The 23,457-nt window shown below is 51.3% G+C and carries 22 protein-coding genes; all 22 read right to left on the reverse strand.

Going from position 1 to position 23,457, the window contains the following annotated elements; genetic code table 11:
- Positions 1-3: 3 nt before the first annotated feature.
- Positions 4-852, reverse strand: a complete 849-nt coding sequence (rnfB, locus tag BQ2674_RS05260; RefSeq protein ID WP_075572777.1) for an RnfABCDGE type electron transport complex subunit B — start codon at positions 850-852, stop codon at positions 4-6.
- Positions 853-869: 17 nt separating this feature from the next.
- Positions 870-1,445, reverse strand: coding sequence for an electron transport complex protein RnfA (locus BQ2674_RS05265; RefSeq protein WP_075572778.1), 576 nt, complete (start codon positions 1,443-1,445; stop codon positions 870-872).
- Complete coding sequence (gene rsxE / locus BQ2674_RS05270) at positions 1,445-2,077, reverse strand: electron transport complex subunit RsxE (protein ID WP_075572779.1); 633 nt, start codon at positions 2,075-2,077, stop codon at positions 1,445-1,447. Before rsxE ends, BQ2674_RS05265 begins: the two co-directional genes overlap by 1 nt.
- Before the next feature lie 2 nt (positions 2,078-2,079).
- Complete coding sequence (locus tag BQ2674_RS05275; RefSeq protein WP_075572780.1) at positions 2,080-2,631, reverse strand: RnfABCDGE type electron transport complex subunit G; 552 nt, start codon at positions 2,629-2,631, stop codon at positions 2,080-2,082.
- Between the two features lies 1 nt (position 2,632).
- The gene (locus BQ2674_RS05280) at positions 2,633-3,661 is read right to left on the reverse strand and encodes an RnfABCDGE type electron transport complex subunit D (RefSeq protein ID WP_075572781.1); all 1,029 of its coding nucleotides are present in this window, start codon (positions 3,659-3,661) and stop codon (positions 2,633-2,635) included.
- A gap of 29 nt (positions 3,662-3,690) precedes the next feature.
- Complete coding sequence (gene rsxC, locus BQ2674_RS05285) at positions 3,691-5,025, reverse strand: electron transport complex subunit RsxC (RefSeq protein ID WP_075572782.1); 1,335 nt, start codon at positions 5,023-5,025, stop codon at positions 3,691-3,693.
- Positions 5,026-5,664: 639 nt separating this feature from the next.
- The gene (locus BQ2674_RS05290) at positions 5,665-7,269 is read right to left on the reverse strand and encodes a CTP synthase (protein ID WP_075572783.1); all 1,605 of its coding nucleotides are present in this window, start codon (positions 7,267-7,269) and stop codon (positions 5,665-5,667) included.
- 69 nt (positions 7,270-7,338) lie between these two features.
- The gene (argS, locus tag BQ2674_RS05295; protein WP_075572784.1) at positions 7,339-9,003 is read right to left on the reverse strand and encodes an arginine--tRNA ligase; all 1,665 of its coding nucleotides are present in this window, start codon (positions 9,001-9,003) and stop codon (positions 7,339-7,341) included.
- The gene (locus tag BQ2674_RS05300) at positions 9,003-9,431 is read right to left on the reverse strand and encodes a DUF1934 domain-containing protein (protein ID WP_083222307.1); all 429 of its coding nucleotides are present in this window, start codon (positions 9,429-9,431) and stop codon (positions 9,003-9,005) included. Before BQ2674_RS05300 ends, argS begins: the two co-directional genes overlap by 1 nt.
- A gap of 131 nt (positions 9,432-9,562) precedes the next feature.
- On the reverse strand, positions 9,563-10,534 hold the full coding sequence (locus BQ2674_RS05305; RefSeq protein WP_075572785.1) for a 4Fe-4S cluster-binding domain-containing protein: 972 nt from the start codon (positions 10,532-10,534) through the stop codon (positions 9,563-9,565).
- 268 nt (positions 10,535-10,802) lie between these two features.
- Positions 10,803-11,831, reverse strand: a complete 1,029-nt coding sequence (locus BQ2674_RS05310; protein ID WP_075572786.1) for an ADP-ribosylglycohydrolase family protein — start codon at positions 11,829-11,831, stop codon at positions 10,803-10,805.
- 230 nt (positions 11,832-12,061) lie between these two features.
- A complete protein-coding gene (locus BQ2674_RS05315) occupies positions 12,062-13,372 on the reverse strand; it encodes an MFS transporter (RefSeq protein ID WP_075572787.1) in 1,311 nt (436 codons plus the stop codon).
- Positions 13,373-13,506: 134 nt separating this feature from the next.
- Positions 13,507-14,010: a shikimate kinase gene (locus BQ2674_RS05320; protein WP_075572788.1), complete on the reverse strand. Its 504-nt coding sequence runs from the start codon at positions 14,008-14,010 to the stop codon at positions 13,507-13,509.
- Complete coding sequence (locus tag BQ2674_RS05325) at positions 14,011-14,835, reverse strand: shikimate dehydrogenase family protein (RefSeq protein ID WP_075572789.1); 825 nt, start codon at positions 14,833-14,835, stop codon at positions 14,011-14,013.
- Between the two features lie 60 nt (positions 14,836-14,895).
- Positions 14,896-15,984 carry a chorismate synthase gene (aroC, locus tag BQ2674_RS05330; protein ID WP_075572790.1) on the reverse strand — a complete coding sequence of 363 codons (1,089 nt, stop codon included), beginning with the start codon at positions 15,982-15,984 and terminating at the stop codon, positions 14,896-14,898.
- Positions 15,981-17,279, reverse strand: a complete 1,299-nt coding sequence (gene aroA / locus BQ2674_RS05335) for a 3-phosphoshikimate 1-carboxyvinyltransferase (protein ID WP_075572791.1) — start codon at positions 17,277-17,279, stop codon at positions 15,981-15,983. Before aroA ends, aroC begins: the two co-directional genes overlap by 4 nt.
- Before the next feature lie 2 nt (positions 17,280-17,281).
- On the reverse strand, positions 17,282-18,343 hold the full coding sequence (gene aroB / locus BQ2674_RS05340; protein ID WP_075572792.1) for a 3-dehydroquinate synthase: 1,062 nt from the start codon (positions 18,341-18,343) through the stop codon (positions 17,282-17,284).
- Positions 18,324-19,211 carry a prephenate dehydrogenase gene (locus tag BQ2674_RS05345; RefSeq protein WP_075572793.1) on the reverse strand — a complete coding sequence of 296 codons (888 nt, stop codon included), beginning with the start codon at positions 19,209-19,211 and terminating at the stop codon, positions 18,324-18,326. Before BQ2674_RS05345 ends, aroB begins: the two co-directional genes overlap by 20 nt.
- Positions 19,212-19,217: 6 nt before the next feature.
- Complete coding sequence (gene aroF, locus BQ2674_RS05350; protein WP_075572794.1) at positions 19,218-20,234, reverse strand: 3-deoxy-7-phosphoheptulonate synthase; 1,017 nt, start codon at positions 20,232-20,234, stop codon at positions 19,218-19,220.
- Positions 20,235-20,331: 97 nt separating this feature from the next.
- Positions 20,332-20,493: a hypothetical protein gene (locus BQ2674_RS08435; protein WP_162839817.1), complete on the reverse strand. Its 162-nt coding sequence runs from the start codon at positions 20,491-20,493 to the stop codon at positions 20,332-20,334.
- 116 nt (positions 20,494-20,609) lie between these two features.
- The gene (locus BQ2674_RS05355; protein WP_075572795.1) at positions 20,610-22,139 is read right to left on the reverse strand and encodes an LPS-assembly protein LptD; all 1,530 of its coding nucleotides are present in this window, start codon (positions 22,137-22,139) and stop codon (positions 20,610-20,612) included.
- 20 nt (positions 22,140-22,159) lie between these two features.
- The gene (locus BQ2674_RS05360) at positions 22,160-23,308 is read right to left on the reverse strand and encodes a hypothetical protein (RefSeq protein ID WP_075572796.1); all 1,149 of its coding nucleotides are present in this window, start codon (positions 23,306-23,308) and stop codon (positions 22,160-22,162) included.
- Positions 23,309-23,457 lie beyond the last annotated feature (149 nt).

Below are 23,457 nucleotides of genomic sequence, written 5' to 3' on the forward strand. Positions count from 1 at the left end.
TTTTTATCCTATCTTTTGTTCACTTTTAGCCGCTTTTACATAGGCGGCAATAGCCTTCGTCGGGCACTTGGAAACACATGTCGGCTCTTCGCATTGACGGCAGATTTCCGGATTTACCCGGGCTAAATGTTCCACGACCTGCACACCGCCTTCATGAGTACAATTGCGCACGCAGAGTCCGCAGCCGATACATGCGGCGGAACAGGATTTCTTGGCAACGGCACCGGCTTCTTTTGAGCTGCAGCTTACGCTGACTTTCGCACTCACCGGCAAGAGCTCGATAACATGGTTCGGGCAAACGCTGGCACACTTGCCGCAACCCGTACAGAGCAGCTTGTCAACCTGAGGTAATCCGTTGGTACCCATGGTCATAGCGCCGAAGGGGCAGTTACGCACACAGTTGCCGAAACCGAGACAGCCGAATTTACAGGACTTGGGTCCCTGCTGAATCTGTTTTGCCGCAGCGCAGTCGTGAACACCTTTATATTCGTACGACAGCTTGGCAATACCGATGCCGCCGCGGCAACGGACGTGAGCAAATTTTGCTTCCGCCGCTTCAGCGACCTTACCTGTCAACTTGGCAACCTCGGCAGCGACTTCGGCCTTACCGGGAACACAGAGATTGGGCGGTACGTCCGGGTCGTTGACAACCGCTTCGGCGTACTTTGCGCAGCCCGCATATCCGCAGGCACCGCACTGCCCTTGCGGCAACGCTTCTTTTACTTCCTCGATGAGAGGGTTCTCTTCCATAGCGAATTTTTTATCGGCGACGGCAAGGACAAAGCCGAAAACGACGCCGACGCAAACCATAACGGCAATAGCCATCATGGAAATAAATAAGGTTTCACTCATAATATATCACCCCTATCTTATAACATGCCGGAAAATCCGAGGAACGCCAAGGAAAGCATGCCGGCTACCACGAAGGCAATGGGTGTTCCCTTCATAGCTGCAGGAACGTCAGCATAGTCGAGTTTTTCACGGGCACTGGCCATGAGGATCAGAGCCAGTGCGAAGCCGATACCGGAGCCGACGGAAAAAACAATATTTTCAATGAAGTTGTAGTTGTTCGTTACGCTCAGTACGGGGACGGACAAAACGATACAGTTCGTCGCAATGAGCATGAGGTAGATCCCCCACATATTATACAACGTAGGCGATTCTTTTTTAATGATAATTTCCAAAAGTTGTACGAAACTCGCAATGAGCACAACGAAAGTGATCGTCCGCAAAAAGGTCAAATCAAGCGGCACAAGAACGAAGTTGTACACGAGCCAGGCGAGCATGGTACTCAAGGTAATAACGGAGGTTACGGCAAAGCCCATACCGATAGAGGCGTTCAGGTTTTTGGAAACGCCGAAGAAGATACAAAGACCGAGGAACTTGGTCAATACAAAGTTATTAATCAGTACGGCACCGATAAAAAGCGTAAAATATTCACCCATTATGCTTCACTCCCTTCCAGTTCTTTCAAGAGACGAGCCTTTTCACGTTTCTGGTTCCATACCTTGAAACCTGCCATGATGAAGCCGATGAGCATGAATGCCCCGGGCGGCAACGCCATGATCAACGCCGGCTGATACCAGTCGCCGAAGACGGGAATACCGAAGATGCTGCCGTTGCCCAAAACTTCACGGACAACGGAGATGAGGAACATGGCTACTGTAAAGCCCACACCCATGCCCATGCCGTCGAGGAAGGAAACGACGACGCCGTTCTTGGAAGCTACCGATTCGGCACGAGCCAGAATGATGGCAAACACGACGACCAGGTCAAGGTATACACCCAAAGCTTTATACAAATCGGGAGCGAATGCCTGCAAGAAGAGCTGTACGCATGTAACGATAGTAGCGATACATGTAATGTATACGGGTACGCGGACTTTCTTGTTAATCGTCTTACGAATGATGGAGACGACTACGTTGTTGCACGTAATAACGAACCAAACAGTAAGACCCATAGTCAACCCGTTGATGACGCTCGTCGTAACGGCGAGGCCGGGGCAAAGACTCAGGGCCAAGACGAAGTACGGGTTTTCTTCAATGATACCCCTGCTAAATACTTTCCATAAGCTCATGATTAGTTACCCCCTAACTGCGCCGCTTTTTCAACAGCTTCTTTGACACCGCGAGTAACTGCACGGGAAGAAATGGTGGCACCGGTCATTGCCTGGATGTGTTTGGTATCACCGTGTTCCTTCGTAACTTCCAAGTCATCCGATTTCTTGCCTTTAAATTGATCGCGGAATTTGGGTTTCGACGCGTTATCACCCAAGCCCGGCGTTTCATTGTGTTCAAGCATGGTATAGTCCATGACGGAGCCGTCGAGAGCCACTGCCGTCAACAATTTGATGGGACCGCCGTAGCCTTTAGGTTCCGTCGGAATGACATAAGCAAGAGTTTTACCGTCTTTTTGAGCAAAAAATGTATCCTTTTCGCCGGGTACTTCGACAAATTTATCTGCGTCCGGCACAAGAGCTTTCATGGACTCCTGTTTCATTTGCTCCGCCTTGACCTTGGCAATGGGACCGGTTACATAATAAACGGCACCGATAATGCACCCCGATACAAGACAGGTGAGAATGAGATTGAAGGCAATCTTGACAATGTTGTTTCCTGTAGTTTCAGACATCTTATTTAGCCTCCTTTACCTTGACCGTACCGAAGATTCTCGGTTTAACAATGCGGTCGATTAAGGGGGTTACGGCGTTCATTAGAAGGATGGAATAACAAACCCCTTCGGGATAGCCGCCGAGAAGTCGAATGAGTACCGTAATCAGGCCGGCACCGACAGCAAAAATAATTTGGCCCTTAAGTGTAATAGGAGCCGTGACCATATCGGTGGACATAAAGAAAGCCCCGATAATAAGGCCGCCCGCCATCATATGGAAAACGGGGTCGCCCGAGAAGAACGTCCCTGCCGCATGAGAACCGACGGCGCCGCCGAAGATCCACATGAGAATACCCACTGTAGCAATCATGGCGACGGAAGCCTGCCATTTTACATACCCTTTATAAATGAGAACGAGGCCGCCGAGAATGAGGAGTACCGTAGACGTTTCGCCCATCGAACCGTTGCGGAAGCCGAGGAACATGTTCTGATACATTGTCATGGGGTCGTTGCCGAAGAGCTGCAGTAAGGCGTCATAGCCGTTCTGTTTCAATACATTGAGCGGCGTGGCACCGGCAACGCCGTCAATAACGCCGCCGTCCATCTGGGTCCACGTCGTCATGGCGACGGGCCAAGATACCATAAGGCCCGCACGACCTACGTGCGCCGGGTTAAAAAGGTTGTACCCGATACCGCCCATAGCCTGCTTGCAGACGACGATGGCAATAAAGGAGCCGATAATCGTCATCCACCAGGGCAAAGAAGGCGGACAGCACATAGCCAATAAAAGACCTGTAATAACGGCGCTGCCGTCATTAATCGTGATTTTTTTGTGCATGAATTTTTCCCATGCCCATTCAAAAAACACGGCTGAAGCGATAGCGACAACAATATTAAGTAAAGCGTTCATGCCGAAGTAATATACACCGAAAGCGGCAGCCGGCACCAAAGCGGCTACGACAGTCCACATTATCTTGGGGATGGATTCGTTACAACGGACATGCGGTGATGAGGACACAGTCAACATGACTGCTTGTGCGCTCTGTTCCATAGTTTATCCCTTCTTCCATTAAGTCCGGCCTATTTGGCCTCTGCTTTTGCTTTTGCTGCTTGTTGCTGCGCCTTGACCTGCGCCTTGGCGTTGCGGATGTATTGTACAATATTTCGCTTCGCAGGACAGACATATACGCAGCTGCCGCATTCAATACAATTCATGACGCCGTATTCCATGCATTTGTCCCAAGCTTCGCAGGACGAGAAAATACTGAGCTGGCTCGGAATCAGGCCCATGGGGCAGGCATCAACGCAGCGGCCGCAACGAATGCAGGGATCTTCCACACCGACCCGGCATTTTTCCGGCGACAGGGCAAGGATACCCGACACGCCCTTGGCAACGGGAACGTCCAACTGGAACTGAGCCAAGCCCATCATGGGACCGCCGGCAATAACGCGGTCCGGCTGATTAACGAAACCGCCGCAATAATCAACGGCATATTGGAAAGGCGTGCCGACACGCAAGGAGAGGTTCTTCGGTTCCTTAATGCAGTCGCCCGTAACCGTCGTTACGCGTTCGATGAAGGGGATACCGTGACAAACGGCATCCGTAATGGCGATAACCGTGCCGACGTTGCTGACGACGCAGCCAACGTCCATAGGCAAGCCGCCGGGTTCCACTTCGCGGTTTACGACTGCTTTAATGAGCATTTTTTCGCCGCCTTGAGGGTACTTGGTCTGCAAAGCTTCCACCGATACTTCCGGAACAGCCTTGAAGGCCTCGGTCAATACTTTTACGGCTTCGGGCTTATTATCTTCAATGCCGATATAGCCCTTTGTCACGCCTAAGGCTTTCATACAGATCTGCACACCCGTAACGAGCTTTTCACTCTGTTCAAGCATAAGCCTGTAGTCACAGGTCAAATAGGGCTCGCATTCGGCCGCATTGACGATAAACGTGTCAACCGGTTTGTTCGGTGCAAGCTTAACGTGTGCCGGGAAGGTTGCACCGCCGCAGCCGACAACGCCGCCCTTTTTAATGCGTTCCACAATTTCCGCCTTGTCCATTTGGCGCCAATCTTTTTCGTCCGGCAAACCGTCGGCCCATTCGTCGAGGCCGTCCGCCTTGATGACGACGGACATACAGGTAACCATCATGTTATGCGGCATAGGAGCCACTTTGACAACATCGCCGGAAGTGGACGCGTGAATGTCCGCATGTAAAAACGCGTCGCTCGTCCCTATCAGCTGCCCCTTTTTTACATGATCGCCGACTTTAACCGTCGGTGTACAGGGTGCGCCGAAATGTTGACTCATAGGGATGATTACTTGTTCCGGAATGGCCGGGGTCTCGATGGCCTTATCCTTCGCATAGGCCTTGCCGTCGTCAGGATGAATCCCACCGATAAAGCTTTTCATCATCTGAAATCACCTCAATGTAAGTTAAGTATGAATAAAAAATAATGAAGACTGAACCAGCGATCGAAACGGCCTGACAAATTGCGCAACACATGTATCTCCGCTATTACCAAGATGCATGAGGCTTGCTTCAGAAAGTTTCACAGCGAACGTTCTTATATACATGTTTCGTATAAAAATCCTGTCTCAAAAACCGTCGTTCACTCCGGTTTCTAAGTAAGTGCACATGTTCTTCCCTGCCATATCAAAGAGAAAAGAACGATTCCGCTTCATGTATACTAATTCCGCCAAGCCGCAAAAAATCTATCACTTCCGCCGTTTCAACCGTCTACATTATATCATTATGATTCCCAATATTCAACGAAAAAAGAAATTGAATTAATCGTTTTACAACAATAGTTTTTTATTTTGATATCTTTTATCATAATGAATTAAAATGTACTGCAAGAGTATGTTTTGTGATACAAAAGAACACTCTTTCACTCCACATATATTACTGCAAGTTCTAGCCTCATTTTTTCATTCTCATCAGAAAACGGATACATACGGTCTATGCACGAATAACAAAAAGACGGCTTCATCGATACGACCGTATCGAAAGAAGTCGTCTTTATTTTTATCATATTTTATACTGTTATATCCTTATTCCCGTTCCAAAGCGGCCTTTATAAATCCCTTAAAGAGAGGGTGGGCTTTTGTCGGTCGAGACTTAAATTCAGGATGAAACTGGCAGCCGACGAACCAGGGATGGTCGGCAATTTCCACAATCTCCACGAGTCTGTCGTCAGGGGACGTGCCCGAAATGACCAAACCCGCATGAGTCAACTCTTTGCGGTACTTGTTGTTAAATTCCCAGCGGTGACGGTGCCGTTCGTAAATCAAATCTTCGCCGTACACGTCGTGGGCCTTTGTACCGGGGACGAGCTTGCACGGATAGAGGCCGAGCCGCATGGTGCCGCCTTTCTCCGATACTTTTACCTGGTCGGCCATGAGGTCGATGACGGGGTACGCCGCCGTTTCGTCGAATTCGGACGACGTGGCGTCCTTCATGCCGCAAACGTGACGGGCAAAGTCCATGACGGAGCACTGCATGCCGAGGCAGAGGCCGAGGAAGGGAATCTTGTTTTCCCGCGCGTATTGAATGGCTTTTACTTTGCCTTCAATACCGCGATTGCCGAAGCCGCCGGGAACGATAATGCCGGCAACGCCTCTAAACACTTCTGCAGGCGACACGTTCGGCTCTTCCAAGGTTTCCGAATCAATCCAGCGAATGTTGACGTTCACCTTATAAGCCGTGCCTGCGTGACTGAGCGCTTCGGCAACGCTGAGATAGGCATCGTGGAGTGCCACATATTTGCCTACGAGGGCGATTTCCACATCCCGTTCCGTGTGATAAATATCATAGACCATTTTCTTCCAATCTTCCATATCGCAGGGACGGTCAGGCAAATCAAGTTTTTTCAGGACAATCGTATCGAGTCCTTCTTCGGCAAGCAGCAAGGGAACTTCGTAAATGCTGTCGAGCGTGCGGTTCTGAATGACCGCCTCCTTATCGATGTCGCAGAAGAGGGCAAGCTTGTCCTTCATTTCTTCGGACAACGGCTTTTCGGAGCGACATACGATAATATCGGGCTGAATGCCGATACCGCGCAATTCCTTGACGCTATGCTGTGTCGGTTTCGTCTTTAATTCACCTGCCGCGCCGATATAGGGAACGAGTGTAACGTGAATGTAGAGGACGTCATTGCGGCCCACTTCTTTTTTTATCTGGCGGATAGCTTCCAGGAAAGGCAGGCTTTCAATGTCACCGACTGTACCGCCGATTTCCGTAATGACAATGTCGGCGTTGTCGTCATCGCCAACGCGATGAACGCCTTTTTTGATCTCGTTCGTAATGTGCGGAATGACCTGTACGGTCGAACCGAGGTAATCACCGTGCCGCTCTTTTTGCAGAACGGACCAGTAAATTTTCCCGGTCGTCACATTGGAATGCTTGCCCAGGTTGATATCGATAAACCGCTCATAATGGCCCAAGTCCAAGTCCGTTTCCGTGCCGTCGTCCGTGACGAAAACTTCGCCGTGCTGATACGGACTCATCGTACCGGGATCAATATTGATGTACGGGTCAAATTTCTGAATCGTCACCTTATAGCCGCGGTTTTTCAAAAGGCGCCCCAACGCGGCCGCCGTAATCCCCTTGCCGAGTGAAGATACAACGCCGCCTGTTACGAATATATATTTAGCCATAATTCCTCCCTGTCGGGCCTGCGCCCCTTTACACATAAACGGTTCCAATCGGTTTTAAGACGGCAGCACTTACATTTTTTCAGGTGCCGAAATTCCCAAGATTGCCAAGCAGTCGGCAATCGTAATTTGCACGGCCGTAACGAGTGCCAGCCGGGCTTCTTCCAATTCTTTATCTCTCTGTATGATATGGCAGTTATTGTAAAACGCATGGAAAAGACTTGCCAATTCATAGGCAAAATGAGCGATGCGATGCGGCGCTCTATCGACGGCGGCCTTGCGAATTTCTTCGGGATAGGCAGCCATCTTCTTAATTATTTCCAGTTCCCGTTCTTCCGTCAGCTTCTCCCATATGACATGTTGCCACGTCTTGTCAAAGGCATCGCCGTTTTCGGCAACCTGTCTGTAAATACTGAAAATCCGCGCATGCGCGTACTGAATATAGTAGACGGGATTCTCATTGCTGTGTGACGTAGCCAAGTCGATATCGAAGTCAAGCTGTGTATCAAGAGAACGCATAATAAAGAAATAACGCGCAGCATCAGTGCCGACTTCTTCAATGAGCTCATTGAGCGTAACGGCTTCGCCGGTCCGCTTCGACATTTTAACGAGTTCGCCGTCGCGGAAGAGGCTGACCATCTGGAGAAGCAGGATCTCCAGCCTGTCCGGGTCCTTGCCCAAGGCCGCCATAGCTGCCTTGACGCGGGCCACATAGCCGTGGTGGTCGGCCCCCCAAATATTGATGAGCTTTTTAAATCCCCGTTCATACTTGTTTTTATGGTAGGCAATGTCCGCCGCCAAGTAGGTGGGCACACCGTTCTCCCGAATGACAACGCGGTCTTTGTCGTCACCGTAGGCGGTCGACTTCAACCAAAGCGCGCCGTCCCGCTCGTACATGTTACCGTTGCGGCGCAGTGTGTTGCAGGCTTCACGAACCGCTTCCGGATGCAGGGTTCGTTCACTGAACCACTTATCGAAGATGACATTGAAGTTCGCCAAGTCCCGCTTCAGCGCTGCCAGTTTTTCTTCATACGCCCTGGTTTTAAAGATTTCAAGGCGGCGTGCTTCGTCCATTTGCAAGTACGAGTCGCCGTCCTGTTCTATAATGGCGCGGGCCGTGTCGACAATATCCTGTCCGCGATAACCGTTTTCCGGAATCTCCGCTTCTCTGCCGAGGAGCTGTAAGTACCGCGCATTGACGGATACGGCCAGATTATCCATCTGATTACCTGCGTCGTTAATATAATATTCAGCTTCCACATTATAGCCTGCAGCCCGCAGAAGGTTGACGAGAGCACTGCCGTAGGCGGCGCCGCGGCCGTGGCCGACGTGGAGAGGCCCGGTCGGATTAGCGCTGACGTATTCGACCTGCACCGTATCTTCCGGCCTCACGGGCACGTGACCGTACGCACTGCCGGCAGCGAGAATTTTTTCCAACGTATCATAAATAATGTTATGCTTTAAGAAGAAATTGATAAAGCCTGCGCCTGCCACTTCCGCTTTCAAGAGCCACGGCGCCTCCAAGTGTTTCAAGATGACGTCGGCAATGTGCCGCGGCGGCTTGTGAGCCGTTCTGGCAGATTGCATGGCCAAGTTCGTGGCAAAGTCGCCGAATTCTTTCTGCGGCGGTATTTCCAACAAAACGGACGGATATTTTCCTGCCGGCAATTCACCCGCCTCGACGGCTTCAACCAAGGCCGCTTCCAGTCCCCGTTTTACGATTTCTTTCATTTCCATTACGACTTGTCCTCCCGCACTGTAAAGATCAACTGATTATACGTAGACGCCAGTTCCCCCAGGAGAACATCATAGACCAAACGAATCTCGCCTATACCGTCGTTCAGCTCCACCTTGCATTCATAGGTCTTCATACTGATTTCCATTGCGCCGAAAGGCGTTTCGTACAAAGACTTGCACAGCTTGCCGACTTTATATTCCTGCCGGTTTCTGATCTTGCCCAGACGCAATAAGACGAGCGTTCCGTCGGCTTGTACCTTGATTACCGTCGTCACGCCCTCCATGCCGGTAATTTCGCTTTCTTTATAAACGAAATATCGGGTTCCGTCTTTCTCATAGTATTTACCCGCCGAAACGAGTTCCAATTTCAGTTCCTGCCCGTGATGATCCCGTTGAATACTGCAAATGCTTACAATGACTCGTTTCAATCGGATTCGACCTTCCCCATAATAATCTAATGTTTACTATTATATACCAGATAGGGCAAAAAAAAAAGAAAGTCCAATCAAAGAAATACCTTCATTTCGCGGGAAATGAAGGTATTATGTGCATGTACAGCTTATACAACGGCGCGCGCTCTGTTTACGGGCATATCGGTGCACATGCCGGCGCGCTCAATCCAATGCAAGTCATAGGGTTCGAAAACGACCTGTTCGTACGCCTTTACGTCCAAAAGCGTACCGTCCCAGTCGGAATGAATCCGGCCGGTCTGTTTAATCAAAATATCGTAGAGAATATTATACGTAATGCCGCTTGATTTATTTTTTTCCACGATCGTACTGTACGGCAAGGTCTTGTGATAAGTAATGCTCATGCCTTTATAATCGAAGTGGAAACCGCAGCGCATACGGCAGCCGTCAAGCCCTCTGTAATCGGCGATTTGTTTCAAGTCATGAAGAATTTTATCATGTGCCGATTCGTACAAATTCTCCGGTGTCGTTTCCGTATAGTCGAAACGAAACTGAACGGATGCGCCCGGAACGGCACGAAACCGCTCCAAATAAGGAATCATATCCTTGACGGGATAATTCCTGTACAAAACGCAATTAATGCGAAAAGGAACTGCCAAGCGCTTCAAGAGGTCATCATTCGATTCGACGACATAATGCTGCATATGGCGCGATATGTTGATGCACGTAATCTTGTATTTATTGCGTTCTGTAAAAGAAATAACATCGTCTTCCGTCTGGAACTGCGATACGGGCAAGGTCGTATTGATGTACACCTTGTGCGTACTCGGAATGCAGTCCAACATTTGCTGCAGCACTTCCAGGTCCGCAAAAGGCTCACCGCCCGTAAAAACAAAGTCGCAACAGGGCGTAATCCTGTCCATGCGACGAATGCTGTCACATATTTTTTCTGCCGAAAAGCCGACGGGGTTGTCGTATTCGGCCTTGTTGATGCAGAAAGGGCAATTATTTGAGCAATTATAGGGAACAAATACGGTTACAGTCGCACCGCCTTCACGCGTTTTATACGGAGCCCCCCCCAGGCTGTGTGTTTCCGTATTTTTCTCCGGTTCAGCAACCATAGCAATCTCCTCATATCAATCGTCATGGAAACGAATATTTTATAGTAAATGCATACGCCTCATCCATTGGATACGCTAATAATCAAAAGTCTAAACTAGATGAATATAATATATTTTAACATATATTCACCGTTCGTTAAAGAGCGGCATTAAAAGCCGCATTTTCGCTTTCATTATGAAAAAAAGAAGCGGCAAAGGCCCAGCCGCTCCGAAAATAATTAAAATGAATGAATTTCTATAGTCTATGTTTACCCGGCCGTCCGGTTCATCATACGGCTTCATACAAGGATTCGCCCATATTGACGAGGAGGTCGAAACACTCAAGCGTGTTCAACCATCCCGGCGGCACCGCTTCAGCTCCGTAAATAGTCCCGGCCAAACTGCCGCAAACGGTTCCGCATGAATTACTGTCATCATCGTGGTTACATGCCATGATAACGGCACTGCGCAAACTGTCTGTTTTCAAAATACAATAGACGGCGACGGCCAGAATTCCTGCAGCCCGCTTGCTGTCGCAAAGGTGCTTAATGCTTTCAAGAGGCTCCTCATCCGAGTTGACCTCTGCAACGGCCATTTGCAGACGCTCCGCCGTCATCTCGCCGCCGTTTTCATGGCGGGCCAGTTCAATAACCTGCCTCAAGGCGTCGCGCAAGTCCGTCTCTGCAGTCAGAAAGGCTACAAGGGCGCAATAAGCACCGGTCGTCACGACCGCTTCTTCACCGCCGTGTGTGAGAAAAGCGGTTCTGCACCCCTGCTGAAAAGCGGCTTCCGCATCATCACAGTAATACAGGCCGACGGGAGCGGCTCTTTTTACGGCACCGCCGCTCTTACTGGCATTCGGCACTTCGTGCGCACCGAAAGTACGCCCTAATGCCAAGGATTTAAGGCACGTTTTTCCGGGCGCGCGCCGCGCGTACAGGGCTTCCGTATCCATCATATTATAGCCCCATTTGTTTTCATGCGGCTGCGGCTTCATCCATTCCAACTGCTCGGGCTTTACAATGCGCTCGGTCTGTGTATAATACCAGCGCATATACGAGCGAAAAATCCGTTCAACCGGATCGGCTCCGTCCTGAGCTGCCCAAAGCAGACCGTCAGCTGTAAACAAAGCCAACTGCGTATCGTCGGAGATGACGGCCTTATTGCCGTTATTTTTAGACTTTAAAATCGTCCGCAAGCCGTGCGGACCGTATTTGCGGCGAATCGTGTTCCAACTGTCGAACTCGATGACGTACCCCAATGCGTCTCCCGTTGCTCCCCCAAGCATGCATCCCGTAAACCGTTCTATTCTGTCCATAGGCTTCTCCTCTACCGGACTGCCGCCGGCTGTCGAACAACTGATACGCCCGCATGAAAAGCATTTATTTTCTACATCGCCTCAGTATATAATAATGATCTTGTATTTATGATTATAACAACGCCCCCTGGTGTTTGCAATAAACTTGCCAACTCCGTATATTACTGTCGAAAAACGGGCTTGCCATGCGTATTTTTGATGATAAGGAAAAGAAAAGCGTCATTTTTCCCTTATTCCGTCCTGTGCGGTTCAATGCGGTGAATGTCCCCGACAATAAAAATAAACGAGAATACGCCCATTGCGGCAACACAGGCAATAAACGCCATAGCGCCGACAAAAGAGCCGGTTGCCTGAACGATAAAGCCGATGACAATAGGTGTAATAATACCGGCCAAATTACCGATGAAATTAAACACGCCTCCGGCGAGACCGACCGAATCGGCCGGCGCCATATCACCGACAGTACTCCAAACGATGGCCGCCATCCCCTGTCCGAAAAAGGCCAGCGTCATAATGGCGATGACTTCATGGAAGGAATCGGCATAGTTAGCCGCCATAATCGTCATGGAACAGAGCAGTCCGCAGACGACAGGCAGCTTACGTGCCTTTGAAAGGGATGCGCCTTTTTTCAGCATGTAGTCGGACCAACGGCCGCCCAAAAGGACGCCGCACAAAGCGCCGATATAAGGGATGACCGCAAATATACCGGCCTTGAGCATGGGCATTTGTTTTGCCACGATGAGGTACGTCGGAAACCACGTGAGGAAGAAATACATTGTACTCGTGTTGGCGAACTGCCCCAAATAGACGCCTATGAGCTGGCGGTGCGCAAAGAGCTCGCGAATTTGGCGCCACGAAATGTGCCGCACGGAACCGGCTTTTTCTGCGAGGCCGCCGCCTTCGCGGATGTATGCGAGTTCCGCTTCATTCACGCCCTTATATTCCGCCGGATCCCGATAGAGGTGATGCCAAAAGAGGCTGACAATAACACCGATAATACCGGTAATATAGAAAATTTCCTGCCAGCCGTAGTTTTCCAATACCCAGAAGAGAACCGGCGTCAGAAAGGCGAGGCCGATAAACTCGCCGGCCGTATAAACAGACGTTGCCGTCGCCCGCTCCCTGTCGGGAAACCACGCAGCCACAACGCGGCTGTTCGTCGGAAAGGCCGGCGCTTCGGCCATGCCGATGGCCAGGCGAATGCCGAAGAGAGAGGCAAAACTCCTGCCGAATCCCATGACAATAGTAAAGGCCGACCAGAAAAAGAGGGAGACCGTATAGGTCAGGCGGGATCCGAAGCGCTCTAAAAAGAGACCGCCCGGAATCTGCATAATGCCGTAAGACCAGGAAAAGGCGGAGAACAAAAAACCCATCGTCGCCGCGTCGAAGCCCAGGTCACGGCTCATACTGGGAGCGGCAACGGCCATATTGGTGCGATCCAAATAATTGATAGCCGTCAATATAAACAACAAGGTCAACATGAACCAGCGCTTTTTTGTCCTCACTCTGCCGATGCCTGCAGCTTCATACGGCCTTTCCATAATAAAGTCCCCCTTATAAATCCATAAGATATATTCATAAAAGCTACTTTATTATAAACATTGTATAATTATCATACAATCCCCCTGGGCATATCTTCACTGCAAAGACTGATATCAATATGACATACGGACTATTACACGACTTCTTCAACAAGGGCCGCTAAATGCGCCAACACAACGGCAATACTCTCGTCGTTGGCAATACGGTAGTCTGCGGAAGCATGATAAATATGAATGCGCTCTTTATAGAGGTCAAATATTTTTTGCGGCCCGTCCTTGAGAAGGGGCCGTTTCGACACGTCCACGTCGGTCACAATGTCTTCGGGCGGCCTATCTAAAAAGATGATGATCCCCTGCTCCTTGTAAATGTCGATGTTTTCCTGCCGCTTCACGACGCCGCCGCCCGTTGCGATAACGGTCCGCTTTTTTTCGCCCAAAGCACGGGCCGTCCGCGTTTCGGCATCGCGAAAGCAGTCTTCACTGACGGCAAAGAGCTCCCGAATGGTCTTGCCTTCTTTTTCTTCCAAATACGTATCGGCATCAAAAAATTCGCGGCCCAATACATTTGCCAAAGCCTTGCCGAAGGTGGTTTTACCGCTTCCGGGCATACCGATGATGACAATATTTTTATCTTTCATTTAGATAAAGTCCTCCATTTCTCGGGCCAACTGTTCTACAACGGAAAACTCAATATCTCGGTTAAGCCAAATCTCTTCCGAACCGATGGCCTGCGCGACGAGCATGTACATGCCGTTGAGCGTGCAGGCGCCGTTGTTTTTGCCGTACTGCAAAAAGAGCGTATCCCGCGGATTGTAAATGAGATCAACAACGGCCGCGTACGTTTTTACGACCGCTTCACTGACGGGCGATACGCCCGGATTGGGTGACATGCCGACGGGCGTACAGTTAATAATCACGTCGCCGCCCGGACGGTTCTGCAAATCTTCGTAGCCGATAAGGTCCGCCGCAATATGTGTCATAAAGTCGTCAAAATCGGGTTTGGAGTGGGGTTTACGGGAAACGATCGTCACGGCGGCAGCCTTCTGGTCGGCCAAATACTGCGCCACCGCCCGAGCCGCACCGCCCGTACCTAGAATGGTGCAGGCCCTGCCGCGGACAGATATGCCCGCATGGTCCAGAGAACGGCCGAAGCCGATATAATCCGTATTGTAGCCGTAGCAGCCGTCTTCCTTAATATGAATGGTATTAACCGCGCCGATGCGCCGCGCTTCTTCGGAAATATCCGTCAAATGAGGCATGACATCCAGTTTATAGGGAATGGTTACATTCATGCCCGTATATTCCTTGGCAAGTTGTTCCAATTCATTCGGTATGTCGTGGCGATTCATTTCCAACAGGCCGTACTCCATTTCATGGTGCAGGTCGAGCATTTTAAACAATCGTCTGTGAATTTCCGGGGAATAGCTATGTCCCAATTTTCCACCGATAAGCCCCAATTTCACCGTATATTCCTCCTCACATCGCACAAGCTGCAGTTACGCGCTTGCGTCTCACCTTTATTTTTATGATTGCTGTGTCAACAGTATGTCCAGTATCGTCCAGGCTGCGGCACCTTCAATAACGGGCAGAGCGCGCAGTACAATACACGGATCGTGCCGGCCTTTTACGGAAAGGACGGCTCTTTCTTTTGTTTTTATATTAATTGTCTCCTGAGCCTTGGCAATAGAAGCCGTCGCCTTTATGACCGCTTTAAAAGTAATCGGCATGCCGTTCGTAATACCGCCGTTCAGACCGCCGTTGTGATTGGTCCGCGTCTTTACGTTTCCGTCCGTGTCATAATAAAAGGCATCGTTGCTCTCCGAGCCGCCCATGGCGGCCAACTCAAAGCCGTCGCCGAAGGAAACGCCCTTTACGGCGGGAACGGAAAAGAGCATGTGTGACAGGCGGCTTTCTACGGGATCAAAAAAGGGGTTGCCGTAGCCTGCGGGAATACCTGTAATCATGGTCTCGATCGTACCGCCCACGGAATCGCCCGCCTCTTTGGCCGCCGCAATTTCCCGCTCCATGAGCGGTGCCTTGGCAACATCCAGTACCGGAAGCGTTTCCGCTGTAAGAGCCTGCAAGCGTTCAACCTTCTCGCCCAGCGGATTGAACGGCATATCGACAATACTCCCGATTTGCAGCACATGCGTACCCACGACAATGCCGCGTTGCCGCAAGAGCTGCTTGGCTACAGCACCGGCAAAGACGAGCGGTGCCGTAAGGCGGCCGGAAAAATGACCGCCGCCGCGATAGTCGTTATGACCCTTATAGCGAATCGTTCCCGCATAGTCGGCATGGCCCGGGCGCATGAGGTACTGCAGTTCCTCATAATCACCGGAACGGCAGTTCTCATTTTTCATAACGACACACAGCGGAGTTCCCGTCGTATGATTGTTGTAAAATCCGCTTTCCACTGTGAATGAATCGGTTTCGGAGCGAGCCGTAGTCAAGCTGCTTTTTCCCGGCGCACGCCGTCCTATTTCCCGCTTCACTTCATTCCAATCTATGGTTTCACCGGCCGGCAACCCGTCCAATACGGCTCCGATGACCGGGCCGTGAGACTCGCCGAAAACAGTGAGCTTTACATTTTCACCCCATGTGTTGCTCATGCTTTTCTACCTTCTTTCGCAATAATGCCGCCGAGGCTTTGAAAATCCCGCCAAAACCGAGGATATGACTTGCAGACGCAGCCGGCATCTTCAATGATAACAGGCTCGTCACAGCACTGCGCCGCTACGGCCAGGGCCATGGCGACGCGATGGTCTTTCCACGCCGACACGCGGCCGCCTTGCAGCCGCTTCTGCCCTTCAATGATGAGGGCATCCTCTTTCTCTTCTACCATTGCACCCAAGCGGTTCAGCTCCGTCGCCATGGCATGAAGACGGTCACATTCCTTCAGCCTGGCCCTGCCGGCCCGGGCGATTTGCGTTACGCCCCTGCTGCAGGCGGCGAGTACAGCCAGTGGCGGGACAAGGTCGGGACAATCGGCCACGTCTATCGTGCCGCCGCCCATTCTCCCGGGCAGAGCCGTTACGGCAGCGCCGCTTACCTCAATTTGCCCGCCCAACGTACGTATAAGAGGAATAATCGCCTTATCGCCCTGCCGAGAGTCCTGCGAGAGTCCTTGTATTTTAAGGTTTGAACCGACGGCGCCGGCGGCGAACCAGAAAGCCGCCTGCGAATAATCTCCTTCCACCCTGTATTCACCCGGCATGTAGTGCTGTCCGCCGCGAATACGGTAGGTTCCGACTCTTTCACATTCCGCCTCCACGCCGTGCCGCCGCAATACGTCGAGCGTAATACCGACATAGCTTGCCGATTCCATTTCCGTCGTACTCCGCAAAAGAGAATCGCCGTGTACGAGCGGCAGGGCCAGTAAAAGGCCCGTAAAAAACTGGGAGCTCACATTACCGGCCAATTCATACGTCCCTACCGTCAACGGGCCCTGCACGGTAAGCGGCAAAGAGGCGGCCCCTTTTCGGCAGCTTATGCGGTGCTCCTCAAAAAGCCGTAAATACGGTTTCAAGGGCCGCTCCGCCAACCTGCCGCGACCGGTAAAGGTGATTTCTCCGCCCGTCAGAAGACTCACGGGAATGAGAAAACGCAAGGTCGATCCGGACTCGCCGCAGTCAACAGTCCTTGCTCCTACAATCCGCTTCAGGCCGCCTGTAACCTCAACGGACAGGGCATCGCCGTCCGCCGCCGGTTCTGCGCACTCTATACGGGCGCCGAACTCACGCAGAACGCGGCACGTCGCCCGTATGTCTTCGGAAGGAGATATATTATGAATAATGCTTTTCCCGTCTGCCAAGGCCGCACAAATGAGCTCTCTATGGCTTATGCTTTTAGATGGCGGAACCGTAATCGTTCCGGCCAATTTCTTCGGTGTCACTACAATATTCACGGCTATACGCTCCTTCGCAGGTAGTTTTTTACTTCCTCACAGGCGACGGGAAGGAGTCTTCCCCGTCCTATTCTGTCAATAATGGCCAAAGTCATGTCCTTGCCCCGCCGTTTTTTATCCCGTTTCACAAAAGAAAAAATATCTTCATCAGCGCCGTCCACATCGACGGGGAGATTGTATTGACGCAACAATTTTTCTAATCGCTTCGCCGTGCCCGGCTCGGTCAGCTCCAAACATTCCGTCCGGGCCGTCACGCGCACCATACCGACGGCTACGGCTTCACCGTGCATATACGTACCGTAACCGTAATACCTTTCTACAGCATGACCGAAAGTATGTCCGAAATTCAGCAGCATGCGCCGCCCCTTGTCATAAACGTCGTCTTCTACAATGGCGGCCTTGGCCTGCACACAACGGCGGATAATGCCCGTCCAATCAAGAGCGTTCGGTTCACTGCGCTCAAGTATTTCAAAAAGCTCGGCATCACAAACGGCTCCGTATTTGACGACTTCACCCATGCCGTCGCGAAAGCACCGCCGCGGCAAGGTATCGAGCAGCTGCGGATCTATGTATACCGCTTTAGGCTGATAGAAAGCGCCGACCTGATTCTTGCCGCTTTGTAAATCGATGCCGACCTTGCCGCCTACACTGCTGTCCACTTGGGCAATAATGCTCGTCGGTACCTGTGCAAAAGGGATTCCCCGCAAGTACGTAGCCGCCGCAAACCCGCCCGCATCACCGACAACACCGCCGCCGAGAGTCAGGATGAGGTCGTTGCGGCTTATGTCCATGGCAGCTAAAGATGCATAAACTTGCGCGAGCGTGTCCATATTTTTATGCCCTTCACCCGCTTGAATAACGATGCACTTCGTCTCCATGCCGGCAGACTTCATGGCACGGCATAAGGAGTTCCCGTACAGGTCGGCCACGTGCGTATCCGTAATGACGGCCGTACGCCGTCCTCGCGCAAAGGCTTCCAAGTGAAGCGGCAGATTTTCAAACAGACCTCGTTCGATGTGTACGGTATATGTATCTTCACCCAAATCAACACGTACGTTTTCCATGCATGACATCCCTTCTGCGTTTCGCCGCTTCCGTCAAAAACCGTTCCAACGCGGTGCCGTCCTCCCGTTCAAGGGCCGCCTCAACTTTTGCAAGGGCTGCTTTAAAATGCTTGATTTCCGTCAGCACCGACTCCCGTCCGCTGAGCAGAAGGCACGTCCAAAGAGCGGCATTTATATCGGCGACACGCGTTGTATCGCGAAAGCCGCCGGCAATAAAATACTTCATTTCTGCATTCATGGAATGGCTGTTTACCAGGCTGGTCGCCAGAATATGAGGCAGGAAACTCGTGTAAGCGATACGCCTGTCATGTTCCGCCGCCGTAACGACCGGCACGGCACTGCAGCCAAGAGCAACGGCCATGGCTTTCACCATCCGGACGGCGGCGGTGCTGCTGTTTGCAGTCGGCACGATAATGTAGTTGGCTCCTTCAAAGATTTCGGCTCTCGACATGGCGTAACCGCGCCCTTCGCGGCCGGCCATGGGATGGGCCGGCACATAATCGACATAGTCCGGCAATAAGTTGCTTACATCCTCAACGGAGTCCTGCTTAATACCGATTATATCCGTTATTACCTGCCCGGGCACGAAAAACTTCCCATTTTCTACTATAAACCGGGCCGTCGCCGCCAGAGGCAGACAAAAAAGGATGATCTGCGCCTCGGCGAGCGCCGCCGTGCCGGTTGAAAGTATTTCGTCCGCAACGCCGTCCGCCGAAGCCATGTTCAATACGGCTTCATCCGTGTCTATAGCTATGATTCGCTTTACGCCTATTTGCTTAAACCGCTTGGCAAAGGAACCGCCCATAAGGCCCAAGCCGACAATACAAACCGTACAGTCTGCTGAAAATGTGAGAGTTTCCTGCTTCATCTCGTCTTATATACTCCTTCCCACGACGGGGGCAAGGCGCCGCAAGTCCTGCATGAGCTCCGCAAATACGGCGGGCGTAATGGACTGCGGTCCGTCGCACCATGCTTTATCCGGGTTCGCATGAACTTCGACCATAATGCCGTCCGCGCCGACGGCAACGGCGGCCTTAGCCAGATCGGAGACCATCCAGCGCTTGCCGGCGGCATGGCTGGGATCGACGACAACAGGCAAGTGACTCAACCTTTTCACGGCCAGAACGGCGCCCAAATCGAGAGTGTTGCGCGTATATGATTCAAAGGTACGAATACCTCGCTCGCAGAGAATGACGTTTTCGTTTCCTTCGGACATGATATACTCCGCCGACATAAGCCATTCTTCAATAGTCGCACTCAGGCCGCGTTTCAGAAGGACGGGCTTACGCGTTCGTCCGAGAGCCTTTAAAAGCTCAAAGTTCTGCATATTGCGTGCCCCCACCTGGATGAGATCCACATTTTCCGAAAGAAAGAAATCAAGCTTATGAGCGGAAAGGATTTCCGTAACGACCGGGAGCTTTGCCTTCCTGCCTGCCGTTATAAGCATGTGCAGACCCGAATCACCCAATCCCTGGAAAGCGTACGGCGACGACCGCGGTTTGAAAGCACCGCCGCGGAGGATAGAACCGCCCGCTTCTCCGACAGCCTGCGCCACACCTTCAATCTGCTCGGTCGTTTCGATGGAGCACGGTCCGGCAATGACGGCCAACTTTTTGCCGCCTACGGGAACACCGGCTACATGAACGATTGTGTTTTCCGGATGAAAGGCCCGGGCAGCCCGTTTATAAGGCGTATCTACGGCGACAATTTCTTCGACGTAATCGCGAGACGTTATTTCTTTCGTATTGACGGCACGTGTATTGCCGACGACACCGATAACCGTTTTTTCTTTACTTTTCCGAACATCTGCCGTAAGCCCCTGTTTGCGTAAATCCGAAACGATAGTATTGATCTTCTCGTCCGATGTACCTTTCTTGGCTATAATAACCATTTTCCCGTCTCCTTTCCGTCAATAAAAAAAGCAGGCTCCCATGAGCCTGCTCAATCACTTGCGCAAAACGCTTAGTTTTCAACCGGATATGCCCCTGCTATACAGCCCGTGCCATACCGCCTGATTGTCCTTGTCTCATGTCGTATGTCGTACAATTGAATTTTTTGCAGCCCAAATAGCCGACGCTATAATAGTAATAGCCCCAGCTCTGTGCAACAGCGTATTCAATTGTCTGCAACAACATGGACACTCTGTTCATTTAAAAATTCCTCTCACCAATTTAAGAAGTAATAATTGACGCTATTGTATCGTACTGCAAGATACTTGTCAATAGGGAAAATGCATATCCATTAAATATACCGAAAATAATCATACTTACTCGAAATCTTTTGCCGTCAATTTTACTTCCCACTTCTTATCTACCTGCTTGTACGTAATGGCGGCAACAAAGGAGTGTAAATCACGAACCCACGTGTAATTGCGATCCGAAATATAATGACCGTCCAAATCCTTGGCCATGGAGAAAATGAAGACATCCCGCGGGGACAGAACGTAAGCCAGGGAGAAACCGTCCTGGCGGGGATGGTCGATCGTATCGAAGCGATAGGGTGTATAGCCGCTGAGATTATGCTGTCTATACCAAAGTGTCGCCCAAAAACGCTCCGTTATATTTTGTCTGAACGTGACGCCCCAATAAGGATCGTCCCGGCGCTGCGAATGAAGTCCGTACAAGTCGCGGCGATACCCTGCATAGAACTGCAGCGATGCACCGCGCCACAGGCCGAACGGGTCATGGGATATTTCCGCCGTAAACCCTTTATGCGTGCCCTTGCCGACACCGTCTTCATCCCATTTGCCGTAACTCGCGCTGCCGCCGGCATAGATACCGGATTTGCCAAAATATACGCGCGGCGTCGAGTAACGGAACTCGGGCCATTTCGTAACCCAAACGTGATCATCGTTGTCCGATGAACTCACGTCTTTCGTGTAGCCGAAAGAAAAATACCCGAATCGTGTGTCCTTTTGCAATGTAAAGGACGGTTTGAAGCCGCTCTTTGTCGCGATTTCATACGAAACGTTGACAGACAGGCTGCCGTCCTTGCTGAGGGGACGACGCATACGGCCTTGAATGCCGAAACCGTCGTCACTGTTATACATGGGACGTGGGAACAAGGAAAAAATCCATGATTTTTCTTCCGTTTCTTTATTCAAATTTCCTTCATAATGACCGTACGTAAGAACGAGGACGTGTTTAAACCAAAGCTTCGTGTTTTCGGCAGTAAATTTCTGCCCCGGATAGATGCGAATATCGTCGCCTGTCAAATAGTAGTCCGGCGTTTCCGCCACAGCATGGGGCGTCGTAATAAGACCGTGCTTGAGATATATCGTACCGTCCGCAAGTTTTGCGCCTTCTCCGCGAAAGTAAAAATTAGTTTCCGCACCGGCCAAATATCCGTCCATCTTCTCAACGTGTGCCGTACTCCTGATCGCGTCATAGACGAGTCCGTCTCCCGTAACGACCTGTGAACCGTTAATATATATGGTCGTTCCTTCCGTGCGAAATACCTGCGTCTTTATATTCCCTGTCAGGTAATCGGCATAAATTTCGTCACTGCCCCGATTGACGGCAACATTGCCGCGGCTTTCCACATAACCGTCCGTATTGCGCACGTACGTCCTGTCGGCTTCCAGTTTTGCCGGCTGCGGCCGGGCATCAGCCTGTGCCGCAGCCTCATCGAGATCGACAGGAACCACGGCAGCCGTACCCGAGTCTGCAGGGACGGCAGTTCTATCTGATTGTTTCACGGCTTGCCGAAAATCGGCAGCCTCCGTCCGGGCCGCAAAGGACGTTATTCCCAAAGGCACGGTCAGCGCCAGAACCAACGCGGTCAATCGTTTGTTCATCTGAATCTCCCGTATATGCACTAATTGGTCGGAGTTATGGTAATAACCGTTTCATCATCGGAGTCATCCAAATCTACAGGGCGCACGCCGTCAGACGCATCCTCTGCAGTGACAGTCGTATCTTCCAAAGGAACGGGAACGACCGGCGACGCTTCTTCCGTATCAACCGTTTCCGCTTCGGATTCCGGTACCGCTTCAACAGGAACCGTTACGCCTCTGGCAGCCATATCGGCCGTGTTCATATGAGACGGCGCCCCTTCTTCTTTAAAGCCGACAACGTCGGCAGCGTCTTTTGTTTCCGCGTACATCGCCGTCCCTACGGGAATTTCCACGTTATTCCCCTTAACAAAGAGACCTCCTACGAGGCCGACAGGGCCGAAAATAATAGCACCGGCCGCAGACGCGCCGACAGCGCCGGCCGTACGTTTATACTGTTCTTTCGTCTTTTCGCCGACAACAAGGGGGACAGGTGAGCCGTCGGCGGCGTGCACGGAATCATAAGCGATTTCAATCTTCCCGTCACGACCGAAGCGGCCGGCTTTCCGCGCCTTGCTGACCGTTCCTTCCGCTTCCATGCCGCGCGGAATGGCGATGACATCGCCGACCATGATGTCTTCGGCAACGGCAAAGCGAATGCGGTCACCTTCAGTTAAGGTTTTCGATTCAATGGGATCCTTATTAGTCATCTCAATGACCGTCCCGGCAGGAATCGTAACGACTTGAGACACGAATTTCTTATTGCCGAGCATAGCCGAACGCAGGGCGGCAACGCGGCTGCGCAAGGAACCCGTACCGACCTTGCCTGTAATGCCTTCTTCCAATTCGCCTACGCGTGTAACGAGGGGATCATTCGTCACAGAGCCGGAATATTGGCGCTGCATCATATTGACGGCGGCTACCATGGAAAGGTCGGAGCCCGAATTGCCGTACACTTCTTTATACATTTCATTCGTACGCGCTTCAATGCTGCCCGTTGCGGAGGCGGACCCGTTCAACAATTTATCAAGTGCCGCAATACGGCTGTTTAAGGCACCGTCCTGGGTTGTCCCGTAAACGGTCGTTTCCACCTTTTCGGCCTTTTCCAAAATTGTATAGTCCGCAGCCCCGACCGTAACGGCACCGCATACAGCCAATACAGCCAACAGAGCTGTCGTTTTCTTCTTCCACATAGTTGCCATCCTCCTGTCCCGATTACTATCGGTAATGACGTGAAAAGTCGGTAATCAGCTATTATTATATAAAAAGGAGGTCCAAAAAGCAACTGAACGGCATATTTGCGTCCTTCTCGTTATGTATCTATAATATATTCAGTAAAAGA

Origin of the sequence: Megasphaera coli, assembly GCF_900095855.1 — a bacterium.
In the GTDB taxonomy this organism is placed as follows: Bacteria; Bacillota; Negativicutes; order Veillonellales; family Megasphaeraceae; genus Megasphaera; species Megasphaera massiliensis_A.

Coding starts and splice junctions, on each gene's coding strand:
- BQ2674_RS05345 (WP_075572793.1), bottom strand. CDS start 19,211: ATGAAGCAGGAAACTCTCACATTTTCAGCAGACTGTACGGTTTGTATT.
- BQ2674_RS05355 (WP_075572795.1), bottom strand. CDS start 22,139: ATGAACAAACGATTGACCGCGTTGGTTCTGGCGCTGACCGTGCCTTTG.
- aroC (WP_075572790.1), bottom strand. CDS start 15,984: ATGAGCAACACATGGGGTGAAAATGTAAAGCTCACTGTTTTCGGCGAG.
- aroF (WP_075572794.1), bottom strand. CDS start 20,234: ATGGTTATTATAGCCAAGAAAGGTACATCGGACGAGAAGATCAATACT.
- aroB (WP_075572792.1), bottom strand. CDS start 18,343: ATGGAAAACGTACGTGTTGATTTGGGTGAAGATACATATACCGTACAC.
- rnfB (WP_075572777.1), bottom strand. CDS start 852: ATGAGTGAAACCTTATTTATTTCCATGATGGCTATTGCCGTTATGGTT.
- BQ2674_RS05265 (WP_075572778.1), bottom strand. CDS start 1,445: ATGGGTGAATATTTTACGCTTTTTATCGGTGCCGTACTGATTAATAAC.
- BQ2674_RS05360 (WP_075572796.1), bottom strand. CDS start 23,308: ATGTGGAAGAAGAAAACGACAGCTCTGTTGGCTGTATTGGCTGTATGC.
- BQ2674_RS05315 (WP_075572787.1), bottom strand. CDS start 13,372: ATGGAAAGGCCGTATGAAGCTGCAGGCATCGGCAGAGTGAGGACAAAA.
- BQ2674_RS05275 (WP_075572780.1), bottom strand. CDS start 2,631: ATGTCTGAAACTACAGGAAACAACATTGTCAAGATTGCCTTCAATCTC.
- BQ2674_RS05290 (WP_075572783.1), bottom strand. CDS start 7,269: ATGGCTAAATATATATTCGTAACAGGCGGCGTTGTATCTTCACTCGGC.
- rsxC (WP_075572782.1), bottom strand. CDS start 5,025: ATGATGAAAAGCTTTATCGGTGGGATTCATCCTGACGACGGCAAGGCC.
- BQ2674_RS05320 (WP_075572788.1), bottom strand. CDS start 14,010: ATGAAAGATAAAAATATTGTCATCATCGGTATGCCCGGAAGCGGTAAA.
- BQ2674_RS05280 (WP_075572781.1), bottom strand. CDS start 3,661: ATGGAACAGAGCGCACAAGCAGTCATGTTGACTGTGTCCTCATCACCG.
- BQ2674_RS08435 (WP_162839817.1), bottom strand. CDS start 20,493: ATGAACAGAGTGTCCATGTTGTTGCAGACAATTGAATACGCTGTTGCA.
- BQ2674_RS05305 (WP_075572785.1), bottom strand. CDS start 10,534: ATGGTTGCTGAACCGGAGAAAAATACGGAAACACACAGCCTGGGGGGG.
- argS (WP_075572784.1), bottom strand. CDS start 9,003: ATGGAAATGAAAGAAATCGTAAAACGGGGACTGGAAGCGGCCTTGGTT.
- rsxE (WP_075572779.1), bottom strand. CDS start 2,077: ATGAGCTTATGGAAAGTATTTAGCAGGGGTATCATTGAAGAAAACCCG.
- BQ2674_RS05310 (WP_075572786.1), bottom strand. CDS start 11,831: ATGGACAGAATAGAACGGTTTACGGGATGCATGCTTGGGGGAGCAACG.